This window comes from Blastococcus sp. SYSU DS0617 (assembly GCF_054051075.1).
Genome location: NZ_JBJHAO010000007.1, coordinates 163854 through 178327 on the forward strand (window position 1 = coordinate 163854; position 14474 = coordinate 178327).

The following is a 14474-nucleotide window of genomic DNA, read 5'->3' on the forward strand; positions in this document are numbered from 1 at the left end:
CCGAACTGATCGGGTTGGTGCTGGTGCGCCGTCCTGCCATCGAAACCCCGGAGCTCTCCCTCGTGACCACGCCCGACTACCGGCTGAGCCAGCTGGAGACGCTGGAGGCCGAGTCCATCCACGTGATCCGCGAGGTCGTCGCCGAGCTCGAGCGGCCGGTGCTGCTCTTCTCCGGCGGCAAGGACTCGATCGTGATGCTGGAGCTGGCCCGCAAGGCGTTCGCACCGGCCCGCATCCCGTTCCCGGTGATGCACGTGGACACCGGGCTGAACTTCCCCGAGGTGCTGGAGTTCCGCGACAAGCGGGTGGCCGAGCTCGGCGTGCAGCTCGTCGTGGCCTCGGTGCCCGACGCGATCGCCGCCGGCACCGTCAAGGAGGAGCCCAACGGCTCCCGCAACCGGATCCAGACGCCGGTGCTGCTCGACGCGGTGGAGGAGCACGGCTTCACCGCCCTGTTCGGCGGGGCCCGGCGCGACGAGGACAAGGCGCGGGCCAAGGAACGGATGTTCTCCTTCCGCGACGAGTTCGGGCAGTGGGACCCGAAGAACCAGCGGCCCGAGCTCTGGGACCTCTACAACGGCCGGATCCACCTCGGTGAGTCCATCCGGATCTTCCCCCTGTCGAACTGGACCGAGCTCGACATCTGGCAGTACATCCTCAGCGAGGAGATCGCGATCCCGGCGCTGTACCTCGCGCAGGAGCGCGACGTCGTCGAGCGCCAGGGGATGCTCTACGCGGTCAACGAGTTCATCCGCCCCCGCGAGGGCGAGCAGGTGCGCCGGGAGACCGTCCGCTACCGCACGGTCGGCGACGCCAACCTGACCGCCGCCGTGCCGTCGGAGGCCACGACGGTCGAGGAGGTCATCGCCGAGATCGCGGTGACCCGGATGACCGAGCGCGGCGCCACCCGCGGCGACGACAAGGTCAGCGACGCCGCCATGGAGGACCGCAAGAAGGAGGGCTACTTCTGATGAGCCGCACCCTTGCGCCGACGCCACAGCAGGACCAGGACCCGCACGACGACGGCCAGCAGCAGCAGGCCCGTCGCCCAGCCGACCCGCTCGGCCACGACCGGGGACGCGTGATCGAACAGGCCGCTGAACCACGCACCCGCCGCGTAGCCCACGGCGTAGCCGAGGACGACGACCAGCAGCGCGGGCGCGGCCACCGCGAACACGAACATGCGCACCTCTCCCCGGGTCCGCGCCCCAGGGTGCGCCGCCCCGCCGTCCGCTGCCAGGAGACCGCCCGATGACCCCCGTCCAGGCGCCCGTCGACGTGCACTCCGCGGCCGCGGCCCAGGCCCACGACATCGCCCTCGCCCGCAAGGACATCCTGCGGATCGCCACCGCGGGCTCGGTCGACGACGGCAAGAGCACGCTGATCGGCCGGCTGCTCTACGACAGCAAGGCCGTCTTCGAGGACCAGTACGAGGCGGTCGAGCGCGCCAGCAAGGGCGACTACGTCGACCTCGCCCTGCTGACCGACGGGCTGCGCGCCGAGCGGGAGCAGGGCATCACCATCGACGTCGCCTACCGGTACTTCAGCACCCCGCGGCGCACGTTCATCCTCGCCGACACCCCCGGGCACGTGCAGTACACCCGGAACATGGTCACCGGCGCCTCGACCGCGGACCTGGCGATCGTGCTCGTCGACGCCCGCAAGGGCATGCTGGAGCAGAGCCGGCGGCACGCCTTCCTCGCCTCGCTGCTGCGGGTGCCGCACCTGGTCGTGGCGGTCAACAAGATGGACCTCGTCGACTGGTCGGAGGCCTCCTACGAGGCGATCCGCGAGGAGTTCACCGCCTTCGCCGCGAAGCTGAACATCCCCGATCTGACCGTCGTCCCCATCTCGGCGCTCAACGGCGACAACGTCGTCACGCGCTCGGAGAACACGCCCTGGTACGAGGGCCCCTCGCTGCTGCACCACCTCGAGAACGTGCACGTGGCCAGCGACCGGAACCTCGTCGACACCCGGTTCCCCGTCCAGTACGTGATCCGGCCGCAGTCCGACGCCCACCACGACTACCGCGGCTACGCCGGGCGGGTGGCCAGCGGCGTCCTGCGCACCGGGGACGAGGTGCAGGTGCTGCCCAGCGGGCTGACGACGACGATCGCCGGCATCGACGGTCCGCGTGGCCCGGTGGACGAGGCGTTCCCGCCGATGTCGGTGACCGTGCGGCTCAGCGACGACCTCGACGTCTCGCGCGGGGACCTGATCTGCCGGCCGGCCAACGCGCCCCACGTCTCCCAGGACCTCGACGCGCTGGTCTGCTGGATGGCCGACGAGCCGCTGCGCCCGCGCCAGCGGCTGGCCGTCAAGCACACCACCCGCTCGGTGCGGGCAGTGGTCAAGGACCTGGCGTACCGGCTCGACGTCAACACCCTGCACCGGGACCAGGACGCGGCGGAGCTCGGGCTCAACGACATCGGCCGGGTGCGGCTGCGCACCACCCAGCCGCTCTTCGTGGACGACTACGCCCGCAACCGGGCCACCGGCCGGTTCATCCTCGTCGACGAGGCCACCAACGCCACCGTCGGCGCCGGGATGCTGGTCGCCCCGTAGATCGCCCGGACGCACACGGTCCCGGTCCCCCGTGCGGGGAACCGGGACCGCGGTCAGCTGGGTGCGTCAGGCCTGGTCGGTCGGGGCCGGGGCCTCGCTCGGGTCGCCGTTCCAGTCCTTGCCCGCCGTGTCGGCGTTCTCGGAGGCGCTGTCGGTCTGCCCCGCGACGCTCTCGATCATCTCCTCGTCGGAGACACCCTCGCCCGCGGCGTGCGTGTTGTTCGGCTCGCTCATCGCCGTCCTTCCTCTCGGTCGTGGTCTGCCTGACCGTCCCCGATCCCGGACGGCGGCAAACCAGCCGCCCGGTCACATCCCCGGTGGGCGGAGCTCGAACCAGACCCGCTTGCCGCCGAGGTGGTCCTCGACGCCCCAGCGCTCGGCGATCGCCTGCACCATCCGCATGCCGCGGCCGCGTGGCTCGTCCAGCGAGAGCTCCCGCACCACCGGGCGGATGGCCGAACCGTCGACGACGGCGATGCGCAGCCAGTCCTCCGAGGCGCCGAGCTCGAGCGTCAGCACCGCGTCACCTTCGACGTGGTCCACCACGTTGGCCACCAGCTCGGTGACCAGGAGTGCGGCGTCCTCCCCGTCGTGCGGGACGCCCCAGGCCCGCATCAGCTCCAGCACCACGTGGCGCGCGACGCGCACGCTGCCTGCCGTCGGCGGCAGATCGAAGCTGGCATTGCGACTGGACATCGGGCTCCGATCTGCGACGGCGCCGCGGGCCACGGTGGACCCGCCGACTGCGTTGCGCACAACCAACCACGGACGTCGACCATATGCAAGGGCCATTGCGTGTCACCCTTGTTGCGTCGCAATAGGGGTTACACGCAACGCCCGTTCGGTTTGGTAGTGTGCAACCGGTTCCGAGCGGAAGGAGGAGGTCATGGGCGACGTTGCCGGTCCGACCTCGTCCCCGGACGTGGCCGAACAGGCGCTGACGGACCTGCTCACCGAGCTCGACCGGTGCGTGGACGAACTGGTCCAGTCGCGCGCCCGGGCCGAGACGCTCCTCCGCCGCCGGCAGGGAGGCGAGCCCTGGCTGGAGATCGTGACCAGCGAGTCCCGCCCACTCATCGTCGAGCGGATCTCCACCGTGCTCGCGTCGCTCTCCGCGGCCGGGCACACCTGGCGACGCGAGCAGGCCGCCGCGCTGCAGGCGGAGCAGATCAGCATCAACCGGATCGCCGCGCTGTTCGGCGTGACCCGACAGCGCATCTCGGCACTGCTGCGGGAACCGGAGTCGCAGGACCGGACGGAGTGAGGCGGCGAGCCGTCAGGCGATGAGCGCGTCGATCGCCTTGTAGACGCGCTGCTCGCTGATCGGGCGCGGTGTGCCGATGCCCTGGGCGAACAGCCCGACCCGCAGCTCCTCGATCATCCAGCGCACCCGCGCCACCGGGTCGTCGGGCGCCCCGGTCGAGGGGACCTGGGCGCGCAGCTGCTCGTACTCGGCAACCACCCCCGCCAGCTGCGCCGTCCACAGCTCGTCCCGGATGGCGTTGGCGGGCAGCTTCTCCAGCCGGTGGGCCATCGCCCGCAGATAGCGGACCAGATCGGGCAGCCGGCGTCGGCCGGCCGAGGCGACGAAGCCGCGGTGCAGCAGGCCGGTCATCTGCCGCCGCAGGTCGGCGACCGCCGCCTCGGGCACCCGCCGTCCGGGCGCCGCCCCGATCGCGACCGCGACCTCCCGCGCCTGGGTGAGGACCGCCTCCACCTTCTGGACCGTGTCGGCCGTGAGCGGGTGCAGCTCCCGCTTCGCCGTCGTCACCAGCGCGTCGAAGGCCGCCTGGTCCCGCGGTGGGCCACCGGCCGCGGCGATCAGCTCCACCGCGGCGGCGTCCACGCAGTCGTCGACCAGGGCCGGGATCTCGCCGTCCGGGTTGAACTGCAGCGCCAGCCGGGTGCGCGGGCCGAGGCTCTTCACCACCTGCTTCGTGGGCGAGCCGGCGACGAGCACCAGCAGCCGCCGCGCCCCCCGCCAGGTGAGCCGGGTGGCCTCCACCTCGGTGGGGACGACGCGGACGCCGACCGTCTCCCCCTCGTCGACCAGGGCGGGATAGGCGGTGACCAGGTGGTCGCCACGGCGCACCTGGACCGTCCGCGGCAGCGTGCCCACGTCCCAGGTGGTCATCCGGCTGCGCTCGACCGAGGCCGCCGCGGCGGCCAGCGTGGCCCGCGCCTGCGGGGCCACCTGCGCCTTGAGCGCGGCGAGGTCCTTGCCGGTGGCCAGCGGGCGCTGCTGGTCGTCGAGCACCCGGAACGTGGCGCGCAGGTGGTCGGGCACCTGCGCGGGCTGCCACGCGTCGGGCGGGACGACGACGCCCGCGGCCCGCCGTAGCTCGCGCTCCAGCGCCGGCAGCAGCGGCTCACCCGGATCGATGTGCGGCAGCACCTGCCGGACCCGGTCGGGGATCGGCACGAGCGCGCGGCGCTGCTGCTTGGGCAGGGTGCGCAGCAGTGCGGTCACCAGCTCCTCGCGCAGCCCCGGGACGGTGAACGCGAGCGACTCCCCCGACGTCGCGCCGACCACCGTGTCCAGCATCCCGAGGGGAACGTCGACGGTGACGCCGTCCTCCGGCGCTCCCGGGGCGAACGCGTAGGACAGCGGCAGGGTCAGCGCCTGGGTCAGCGGCACCTCGTCCGGGAAGTCCTCCACCCGCACCTGACCGGCCGCCGCGGCGTTGGTCAGCATCTCCGGCGTGAAGGTGAGCAGGTCGGGCGTCTCGTGCCGGGCGCGCTTCCACCAGCGGTCGAAGTGCCGGGTGGAGACGACGTCGGCGGGGACCCGGGCGTCGTAGAGCTCGAACAGCGTCTCGTCGTCGACGGCGATGTCCCGCCGGCGGGCGCGCTCCTCCAGCTGGGCGACCTGCTCGATCGCGCGGGCGTTGTCGGCCCAGAAGCGGTGGTGCGTCGTCCACTCCCCCTGCACCAGCGCGTGCCGGATGAACAGCTCGCGGCTCACCTCGGGGTCGATCGAGCCGTACTGCACCCGCCGGCCGACCACGAGCGGCAGGCCGTAGAGGGTGACCCGCTCGGTGGCGACGACGGAGCCGCGCTTGGCGTCCCACCGCGGCTCGGAGTACTGCCGCTTGACCAGGTGGTCGGCGAGCTTCTCGACGGTCTCGGGGTCGATCCGGGCGACCGTGCGCGCGAACAGCCGGCTGGTCTCCACCAGCTCGGCGGCGACCACCCAGCGCGGCGGCTTCTTCGCCAGCGGGGTGCCCGGCGCGAGCACGAACCGGGTGTTGCGGGTCCCGAGGTACTCCCGTCCGGGCCGTCCCGGCTTGCCGTCCCGCTGCTGCGTCTCCTGCCCACCCCTCCGCCCCGGGCCGAGCTCGGCCTGCATCCCCACCTGCGACAGCAGGCCGGCCAGCAGGGACGCCGTGATGCCGCGCTCGTCCGGCTCGGTCGCGGCCTCACCCAGGTTCATCCCGAGCCGGCGGACGGTGCCGCGGAGCTGACCGTGCAGGTCCTGCCACTCGCGGATGCGCAGGTAGTGCAGGAACTCCCGCTTCACCGTGCGGCGGAACTGGTTGCCCGACAGGGCCTCGGCCTGCTCCGCCAGGTAGCGCCACAGGTTGAGCAGCGCGAGGAAGTCGGAGTTCTCGTCGGCGAAGCGGCGGTGCAGCTCGTCGGCGGCCTGCTGGTGTTCCGTGGGGCGCTCGCGCGGGTCCTGGATGGTGAGGCCCGCCGCGATGACCAGGACCTCCTCCAGCACGCCGCGGCGATCGGCCTCGACCACCATGCGGGCGATGCGGGGGTCCAGCGGGAGCGCCGCCAGCGACCGGCCGGTGGACGTGAGCGCGCCCTGCTCGTCGAGGGCGCCCAGCTCCTCCAGCAGGGCCAGGCCGTCGGCGACCGCCCGTCGGTCCGGCGGGTCGACGAAGGGGAACTCCTCCACCGGACCGAGGTCCAGGGCGGCCATCTGCAGCAGCACGGAGGCGAGGTTGGTGCGCAGGATCTCCGGGTCGGTGAACTCGGGCCGCGCCTCGAAGTCGGCCTCGGTGTACAGCCGGATCGCGATGCCGGGCCCCAGCCGGCCGCACCGGCCCGAGCGCTGCCGCGCGGAGGCCTGGCTGACCGCCTCGATCGGCAGCCGCTGCACCTTGGTGCGATGGCTGTACCGGGAGATCCGCGCGCTGCCCGGGTCGATCACGTAGCGGATGCCCGGGACGGTCAGGGAGGTCTCGGCGACGTTGGTCGCCAGCACGATCCGCCGTCCGGTGTGCGGGGCGAAGACCTTGTGCTGGTCGGCGGCCGACAGGCGGGAGTAGAGCGGCACGACCTCCGTGTTCGGGAGGCCCCGCTCCCCGAGCGCGTCCTGGGTGTCGCGGATCTCCCGCTCGCCGGCGAGGAAGACCAGGATGTCGCCGGGCCCCTCGGCGGTCAGCTCGTCGACGGCCTCCAGGATCGCCGACACCTGGTCGCGGTCCTCGTCCGCGTCCTCGTCGTCCGGGTCGACGACCGGGCGGTAGCGCACCTCGACCGGGTAGGTGCGCCCGCTGACCTCGACGATCGGCGCGCCGCTGAAGTGGGCGGCCACCCGCTCGACGTCGATCGTCGCGGAGGTGATGACCAGCTTGAGGTCCGGGCGCCGGGGCAGGATCTGCGCCAGGTAGCCCAGCAGGAAGTCGATGTTGAGGCTCCGCTCGTGGGCCTCGTCGAGGATGATCGTGTCGTACTGGCGCAGCAGCCGGTCGCGCTGGATCTCGGCCAGCAGGACGCCGTCGGTCATGAGCTTGACCAGCGTGGACTCGCTCACCTGGTCGTTGAAGCGCATCTTGTAGCCGACGGCCTCGCCGAGCGGGGCGCCCAGCTCCTCGGCGATCCGCTCCGCGACGCTGCGGGCGGCGATCCGGCGGGGCTGGGTGTGCCCGATCCGGCCGCGCACGCCCCGGCCCAGCTCGAGCGCGATCTTCGGCAGCTGCGTCGTCTTGCCCGAGCCGGTCTCGCCCGCGACCACGACGACCTGGGCGTCGCGCAGGGCGGCGGCGATGTCGTCGCGGCGCGCGCTGACCGGGAGGTCCTCGGGGTAGGAGATCGCGGGCACCGCGGCCTGCCTGCGGGCGATGCGCTCCTCCGCGGCGGCGACGTCGGCCACGATCCGCTCGCGCTGGCGCTCCCGCGCCGCGGGGTCACGGGTCTTCCGCAGCCCGTCCAGACGGCGGCGCAACCGATGCTCGTCGGCCAGCGTGAGGGTCGCGAGGCGCGCGCGGAGGTCGTCCTGCGGAGAACTCACCGGGTGCTCGCGTTCCTCTCGGGATGGTCAGGGGTACGGCGGGCCTCGCGCCGCGCGTACCCAGGATCCCACTGCGGGCCGGTGGCGCTCGCGACGTCGGCAGGATCACAGTCGATGCAGTGCGCAACTGGTTGCTTGCATCCAACAACCGATTCTACGATCGCTGACGTTCCCGCTCCAGCCCGAAGGGCCGTCATGTCCCGCTCCGCCGGCCCAGCCACGACTGCTGCCGCTCCTCGCGACCGCTCGGTCGGGGCGCTGTCGGAGCAGTTGCCGCGCCTCCTGCGGCTGATCTCCGCGGCCAAGGTGCATCTGTCCTCCGACCCGCGCGACCGGGCGGCACTCGTGCTGCTCGCCCCGCTGGTGCAGCTGGGGCCGCTCCGCCAGGGCGCGCTGGCCGAGCAGGTGCGCGCCGATCCCTCGACCGTGAGCCGGCACGTCGCCGCCCTGGTCGAGGAGGGGCTGGTGCGGCGGGTGGCCGACGAGTCCGACGGCCGCGCCACCCGGCTGGTGGTGACCGACGCCGGCCTCGCCGCCCTCGAGCAGCTGGGCCGGGACCGTGCCGCGGTCGTCGACCGCATCACCACTGCCTGGGGCGACGACGACCTCGCCGCGTTCAGCGACCTGCTCGACCGCTTCCTCGACGACCTCGCCGCCGCCCTGCCGGGTGACGCGGCCGCCACGCACGTCCCAGGAGACCTCCGATGAGCCAGACCACCGCAGCCGAGCGGGGGGCCCGGCGGCGCAGCGCAGCGGCGCCCGACGCCGACGGCGCGTTCACCCACCGTCAGATCGTCACGATCCTCGCCGGGCTGATGGTGGCGATGTTCCTGGCCGCCCTGGACCAGACGGTCGTCTCCACCGCGATCCGGACCATCGCCGACGACCTGCAGGGCTACGACCTGCAGGCCTGGGCGACGACGGCGTTCCTCATCACCTCGACGATCGCCACGCCGCTGTACGGGAAGCTCTCCGACATCTACGGTCGCCGGCCGTTCTACCTGTTCGCGATCGGCGTCTTCATCATCGGCTCGATCCTCTGCGGCATGGCCGGCACGATGTACCAGCTGGCGGCGTTCCGGGCGGTGCAGGGCATCGGCGCCGGTGGGCTGATGTCGCTGGCGCTGGCGATCATCGGGGACATCGTGCCCCCGCGCGAGCGCTCGAGGTACCAGGGCTACTTCATGGCCGTCTTCGGCACCTCGAGCGTGCTGGGGCCCGTCATCGGCGGCTCCCTCGCCGGCCAGTCCTCGCTGCTGGGCATCGACGGCTGGCGCTGGATCTTCTACGTCAACGTGCCGCTGGGCGCGCTCGCCTTCGTCGCGGTCTGGCGGGTGCTGCACCTGCCGCACGAGCGCCGCGAGCACCGCATCGACTGGCCCGGGGCGCTGGCGCTGATCACCTTCCTGGTGCCGCTGCTGGTCGTGGCCGAGCAGGGCCGGATCTGGGGCTGGACGTCCGGGCGGGCGGTGCTCTGCTACGCCATCGGGGCGGTCGGCTTCGCCCTCTTCGTGCTCGCCGAGCGGGCCTACCGCGACGACGCACTGCTCCCCCTGCGACTCTTCCGCAACCGGAGCTTCACCGTCAGCGGCATCGGGTCGATCGTGATGGGCGCCGGCATGTTCGGCGGGCTGCTGCTCCTGCCCCAGTACCTGCAGATCGTGCAGGGCTCCAGCGCCACCGTCGCCGGGCTCCAGATGGTCCCCCTCGTCCTCGGGATCATGACCGGGGCGATGAGCTCGGGCATCGCGATCTCGAAGACCGGCAGGTACAAGGCTTTCCCACTGGTCGGCATCGCGCTGATGGTGGTCGCGCTGGTGTCCATGTCGTTCGTCGTCGGCGTCGACACCTCGGTGTGGGCCCTGGTGCCCTTCATGGTCATGCTGGGCCTGGGCCTGGGGTTCAACTTCCAGCCGGTCATCCTCGCCGTGCAGAACGCCGTCTCCCCGCGGGAGATGGGCGTGGCGACGTCGTCGGTCACGTTCTTCCGGCAGATGGGCGGCACGATCGGCGCTGCGGCGTTCCTGTCCCTGCTGTTCACCCGGCTCCCCCAGGAGATCGGCGACCGGATCACCGAGGCGGCGGCGGCCGATCCCGCGGCCGCCCAGCAGGCCCTGCAGCTCCAGCAGGCGGGCCTGGAGGAGGTCACGTCCGACACCACGCGCATCGCGGAGTTCCCGCTGCTGGTGACGCCGTTCCGCGAGGGCTTCACCGCCTCGATCGACCTGGTGTTCCTCATCGCCGCCGGGATCGTGGCGATCGGGTTCTTCGTGTTCCTCTTCCTCCCGGAGCTGCCGCTGAGCGACAAGTCCGGCATCCAGGCCCGTCAGGGCGAGGCTGCGGGCACGGCGACCAGCGACCCCGGGGACCCGGCCGAGGAGGCCGTGGAGGCGGTCGGCGCCGCCGCGCCGACGTCGGTCCCGCCCCCGGTGGGCCGACCGGGCGACGACCCCTCGCGCTGATCGGGTGCCAGGGCCGGGGAACCCCGGCCCCGGCAGGCCGGCCCCAGCAGTGCGGTCAGTGGTGGACGTTCTCCGTGTGCAGCAGGTCCGCGTAGTCATCGGGCAGCTGCGCGAGCACGTGGCGGTACTCGGGCCCGACGGCCTCCCGCACGGCGGCGGTCACCGCACGCGCGTGCTGGCGGGCCTGCTCCGGGGTGCAGCCCTGCCCTTCCTCGGCCGCCACCCGGCGGTAGAACTCGTCGAGGTCGAACCGCTCGTTGCCGCCGCCGGGCGGCAGGCAGTCGGCGAACTCGCCCGGCAGCTGCGCGGCCAGGTCACCGGCCTCGGTGGAGAGGCGCTGCCCGAGCACGGTCAGGGTGGCGCGGACGGCCTGCTCCGCGTGCTCGTGGGTGTCGATCCGTGCGGTGTCCTGGACGGCGGACGTGAACTCGTGTGCCTTCACGGCGTTCCTCCCGGTGGTGCGGATCCGGGGCCGGCGGTTCCCACCGACCCGCCAGGGTGTCGTGCACGGCGCCTCGTCTTCGGCGCCGCAGAGGGCCTACCCGGTCGCGGCGCGCCGATGCGACCGGCCCGGTTGACGATCCCGTGACCACTCCGCGGGAGGGCGCGGTGGCCCGTCGGCTGGGAGAGTGGGCTCGAACGCTGCCGTTTCCATGCTGGAGGTCCCGTGTCCCAACCGCCCGCCGGCCTGCACAACGTCGATCTGCTGGCCATCTACTGCAACGACCACCTGGCCGCCTCGACCGGGGGCATCGAGCTGGTCCGGCGGATGCTGGACGTGCACCGGGGGACGCCGTACGCGGCGCCGCTCGAACAACTGCTGGCCGAGTTGCACGAGGAGAAGGCCGCGCTGCGCGCCACCATGGACACCCTCGGTCTGCCGGTCCAGCGGCACAAGCAGGTCGCGTTGTGGTTCGGCGAGAAGGTGTCGCGGCTGAAGCTCAACGGGCGGCTGCTGAGCCGCTCGCCGCTGAGCGACCTGGTCGAGTTCGAGTTCCTCGCCTCCGCCGTCCGGGCCAAGCGCAGCGGCTTCGAGAGCCTCCGGGAGGTGGCCGACGCCGACGACCGCCTCGACAAGGCCGAGCTCGACGGGCTGGTCGAGCAGGCCAACCGGCAGCACGCCTGGCTCACCACCACCCGGCGCGAGGTCGCCGCGCGCGTCTTCGGCGGGAACGACCACGCCCCCGACGAGGCCGCCGACGGCTGACCCGGCGAGCGGTCGATCCCCGGCCCGGGGTTTGCCACCCCGTCCCCCCGTGCACACCGGTAGGGCCGATGGCGCCGCACCCCCGGGCGCGGCGCCATTTCGTGCGGCCGGGCGGGGCCCGCGCCGCGACAACCACGGGAGGTCAGCGGTGCGCGCAGCGGAAGAGGCCGGGAGCGGCCGGGTCGTCGTCGTGACCGGCGCCAGCGGGGGGATCGGACGGGCCACCGCGGTCGCCTTCGCGCGCAGGAGTGACCGGGTCGCCCTGCTCGCCCGCGGCGAGACCGGGCTGGCCGCCGCCGCGGACGACGTGCGGGCCGCCGGCGGGACCCCGCTGGTGATCCCGGTCGACGTCGCCGACGCCGCGGCCGTGGAGGCGGCCGCGGCGCGGGTCGAGGACGAGCTCGGCCCCATCGACGTCTGGTGCAACGTCGCCTTCAGCACGGTCTTCGCACCGTTCGAGCAGATCACCGCCGAGGAGTGGGAACGGGTCACCCGGGTCACCTATCTCGGCTTCGTCCACGGCACCATGTCCGCCCTGCGGCGGATGAAGCCCCGCGACCGCGGGGTGATCGTGCAGACCGGCTCGGCACTGGCCTACCGGGGCATCCCGCTGCAGAGCGTGTACTGCGGCGCCAAGCACGCCATCAAGGGGTTCACCGAGTCGTTGCTGACCGAGCTGCGGCACGACGGCAGCAACGTCCACGTGACGATGGTGAACCTGCCCGGCGTGAACACCCCGCAGTTCGACTGGGTGCTGAACAAGCTGCCCGAACGCCCTCAGCCCGTGCCGCCGATCTACCCCGTGGACATGATGGCCGAAGCGCTGGTGCACGCCAGCGAGCACCCGCGCCGCCGTGCGTGGTGGGTGGGCAACCCGACGGTCTGGACCATCCTGGGCAACAAGGTCTGGCCGCAGTTCCTCGACCGCTACCTCGCCCGCAACGGCTACGAGGGACAGCAGCGGGGGGAGCCGGCGTCGGCGGACGACCCGGTGAACCTCTGGGAGCCGGCCGACGGCCGCGACGGCCGCGACTTCGGCGCCCGGGGCAGCTTCCGGCACCGGACCCGCGACCGGGATCCGCAGATCTGGCTCTCCCGCCACCACGGGACCGTCGCGGCCACCGGCGCCGGGCTCCTGGCGACGGCGCTGGCCGCCTGGCGCCGCGCTCGGTGACCGATGGCGCGGCGGATCGAGGACTACGCGCTGATCGGTGACCTGCAGACCGCCGCGCTCGTGGGGCGCGACGGTTCTCTGGACTGGCTGTGCCTGCCCCGCTTCGACTCCCCCGCGTGCTTCGCCGCGCTGCTGGACGACGACCGCGCGGGACGCTGGCTGCTGGCGCCCAGCGGGACGGCCACCTGCACCGGCCGCCGGTACCGCGGGGACTCGCTGGTGCTGGAGACGACGTGGGAGACGCCCGACGGCTCGGTCGACGTCGTCGACCTCATGCCCCTGCGCGGCGAGGCCGCCGACGTCGTCCGGATCGTCGCGGGGCGCTCCGGCCGGGTGCGGATGCGGACGGTCCTGCGGCCGCGGTTCGACTACGGCCAGCTCCGCCCGTGGACCTATCCCGAGGGCGACGACGTCGTCGCCGTCGCGGGACCGGACGCGCTGTGGCTGCGCACCCCGGTCCCCCTCGAGCAGCACGACGGCACCGCGGGGGCGGAGTTCGAGGTCGGCGCGGGGGAACGCGTGCCTTTCGTGCTCAGCCACGGGGCGTCCTACCGCCCGCGTCCCCGGGCCCTGGATCCCGAGGCGGCGCTCGCCGACACCGAGGCGTTCTGGGCCGACTGGATCGGCCGATGCGACTACTCCGGGCGGTGGGACGACGCCGTCCGCCGCTCCCTGATCACCCTGAAAGCACTGACCTACGCACCCACCGGTGGCATCGTCGCCGCAGCCACGACCTCCCTGCCCGAGAAACTGGGCGGGGTGCGCAACTGGGACTACCGCTACACCTGGCTCCGGGACGCCACGTTCACCCTGCAGGCCCTCCTCGGCACCGGCTACGTGCACGAGGCGCGGGCGTGGCGTGACTGGCTGCTGCGCGCGGTGGCCGGGGACCCGGCCGACCTGCGGATCATGTACGGCGTCGACGGGACCCGGCGCCTGCCGGAGCACGAGCTGCCCTGGCTGGCCGGCTACGAGGGCTCGGCACCGGTACGGATCGGGAACGGCGCGGCCGACCAGTTCCAGCTCGACGTCTGGGGCGAGGTGCTCGACGGCCTGCACCTGGCCCGCGAGGCCGGCATGCCGCACAGCGCGGACGCGTGGTCCCTCCAGCGGGAGCTCCTGGACTATCTGGAGGGCGCGTGGGAGGAGCCCGACAACGGCCTGTGGGAGGTGCGCACCACGCGGCGGCACTTCGTGCACAGCAAGGTCATGGCCTGGGCCGGGGTCGACAGCGCGGTGCGGGCGGTGGAGCAGCAGGGCCTCGACGGCCCGGTGGACCGCTGGCGGGCACTGCGCAGCGAGATCCACGCCGACGTCTGCACGAGGGGCTACGACGCCGAGCGCGGCACGTTCACCCAGTCCTACGGCTCGCGGGGGCTGGACGCGGCCCTGCTGCTCATCCCCCGGTTCGGGTTTCTCGGGTGGGACGACCCCCGGGTGATCGGCACCGTCGAGGCCGTCCGCCGCGAGCTGTCCGAGGACGGCCTCCTGCTGCGGTACCGGCCGGAGGCCGAGGACAGCGACGACGGGCTGCCGGGCCCCGAGGGCGCCTTCCTCGCCTGCAGCTTCTGGCTGGTCGACGCGCTGAACGGCACCGGACGTCGAGCCGAGGCGACGCAGTTGTTCGAGCGGCTGCTCGGCCTGCGCAACGACGTGGGGCTGTTGAGCGAGGAGTACGACACCCGGCTCGGCCGCCAGCTCGGCAACGTCCCGCAGGCGTTCAGCCATGTCGGCCTGGTCAACGCCGCCCGTCACCTCAGCGGCACGCACCCGGCCGAACGACCCGCGCCGGAGCCGGCGTCCGGGTGACCCGGCGGCCGGTCG

Annotated in this window: 13 protein-coding genes; 8 read left to right on the forward strand and 5 right to left on the reverse strand. The window is 73.1% G+C overall.

The window, feature by feature from the left end; translation table 11 throughout:
* Positions 1–62 precede the first annotated feature (62 nt).
* Positions 63–971, forward strand: a complete 909-nt coding sequence (gene cysD / locus ACI793_RS10440) for a sulfate adenylyltransferase subunit CysD (RefSeq protein ID WP_456606304.1) — start codon at positions 63–65, stop codon at positions 969–971.
* Here the strand turns inward: cysD and ACI793_RS10445 are convergent.
* Positions 962–1183, reverse strand: a complete 222-nt coding sequence (locus tag ACI793_RS10445) for a hypothetical protein (RefSeq protein WP_456606305.1) — start codon at positions 1181–1183, stop codon at positions 962–964. The genes cysD and ACI793_RS10445 overlap by 10 nt on opposite strands.
* 68 nt (positions 1184–1251) lie before the next feature.
* Here ACI793_RS10445 and ACI793_RS10450 point away from each other — a divergent pair, with 68 nt between their 5' ends.
* Complete coding sequence (locus ACI793_RS10450) at positions 1252–2565, forward strand: sulfate adenylyltransferase subunit 1 (RefSeq protein ID WP_456606306.1); 1314 nt, start codon at positions 1252–1254, stop codon at positions 2563–2565.
* 66 nt (positions 2566–2631) lie between these two features.
* On the opposite strand, the gene ACI793_RS10455 is transcribed toward ACI793_RS10450, so the two are convergent.
* Positions 2632–2799, reverse strand: a complete 168-nt coding sequence (locus ACI793_RS10455; protein WP_456606307.1) for a hypothetical protein — start codon at positions 2797–2799, stop codon at positions 2632–2634.
* A 72-nt stretch (positions 2800–2871) separates the two neighbouring features.
* Positions 2872–3261 (reverse strand): ATP-binding protein, encoded by a 390-nt coding sequence (locus ACI793_RS10460; RefSeq protein WP_456606308.1) that lies wholly within the window; start codon positions 3259–3261, stop codon positions 2872–2874.
* Positions 3262–3451: 190 nt separating this feature from the next.
* Between ACI793_RS10460 and ACI793_RS10465 the strand changes: the two genes are divergently transcribed.
* Positions 3452–3829 (forward strand): hypothetical protein, encoded by a 378-nt coding sequence (locus ACI793_RS10465; protein ID WP_456606309.1) that lies wholly within the window; start codon positions 3452–3454, stop codon positions 3827–3829.
* A gap of 12 nt (positions 3830–3841) precedes the next feature.
* On the opposite strand, the gene hrpA is transcribed toward ACI793_RS10465, so the two are convergent.
* The gene (gene hrpA, locus ACI793_RS10470) at positions 3842–7807 is read right to left on the reverse strand and encodes an ATP-dependent RNA helicase HrpA (RefSeq protein ID WP_456606310.1); all 3966 of its coding nucleotides are present in this window, start codon (positions 7805–7807) and stop codon (positions 3842–3844) included.
* 195 nt (positions 7808–8002) lie between these two features.
* Here hrpA and ACI793_RS10475 point away from each other — a divergent pair, with 195 nt between their 5' ends.
* Positions 8003–8515, forward strand: a complete 513-nt coding sequence (locus ACI793_RS10475) for a MarR family winged helix-turn-helix transcriptional regulator (protein ID WP_456606311.1) — start codon at positions 8003–8005, stop codon at positions 8513–8515.
* Positions 8512–10269, forward strand: coding sequence for an MDR family MFS transporter (locus ACI793_RS10480; protein ID WP_456606312.1), 1758 nt, complete (start codon positions 8512–8514; stop codon positions 10267–10269). Before ACI793_RS10475 ends, ACI793_RS10480 begins: the two co-directional genes overlap by 4 nt.
* A gap of 55 nt (positions 10270–10324) precedes the next feature.
* Here the strand turns inward: ACI793_RS10480 and ACI793_RS10485 are convergent, their stop codons facing one another.
* Entirely contained in the window at positions 10325–10711 is a 387-nt protein-coding gene (locus ACI793_RS10485; RefSeq protein ID WP_456606313.1) for a DUF2267 domain-containing protein, read from the reverse strand.
* A 225-nt stretch (positions 10712–10936) separates the two neighbouring features.
* Between ACI793_RS10485 and ACI793_RS10490 the strand changes: the two genes are divergently transcribed.
* The 3 genes from ACI793_RS10490 to ACI793_RS10500 all read left to right on the forward strand — a co-directional run bounded on the left by ACI793_RS10490 (position 10937) and on the right by ACI793_RS10500 (position 14459).
* Entirely contained in the window at positions 10937–11476 is a 540-nt protein-coding gene (locus ACI793_RS10490) for a hypothetical protein (protein WP_456606314.1), read from the forward strand.
* A 148-nt stretch (positions 11477–11624) separates the two neighbouring features.
* Complete coding sequence (locus ACI793_RS10495) at positions 11625–12650, forward strand: SDR family oxidoreductase (RefSeq protein WP_456606315.1); 1026 nt, start codon at positions 11625–11627, stop codon at positions 12648–12650.
* A gap of 3 nt (positions 12651–12653) precedes the next feature.
* Positions 12654–14459 (forward strand): glycoside hydrolase family 15 protein, encoded by a 1806-nt coding sequence (locus tag ACI793_RS10500; RefSeq protein WP_456606316.1) that lies wholly within the window; start codon positions 12654–12656, stop codon positions 14457–14459.
* Positions 14460–14474 lie beyond the last annotated feature (15 nt).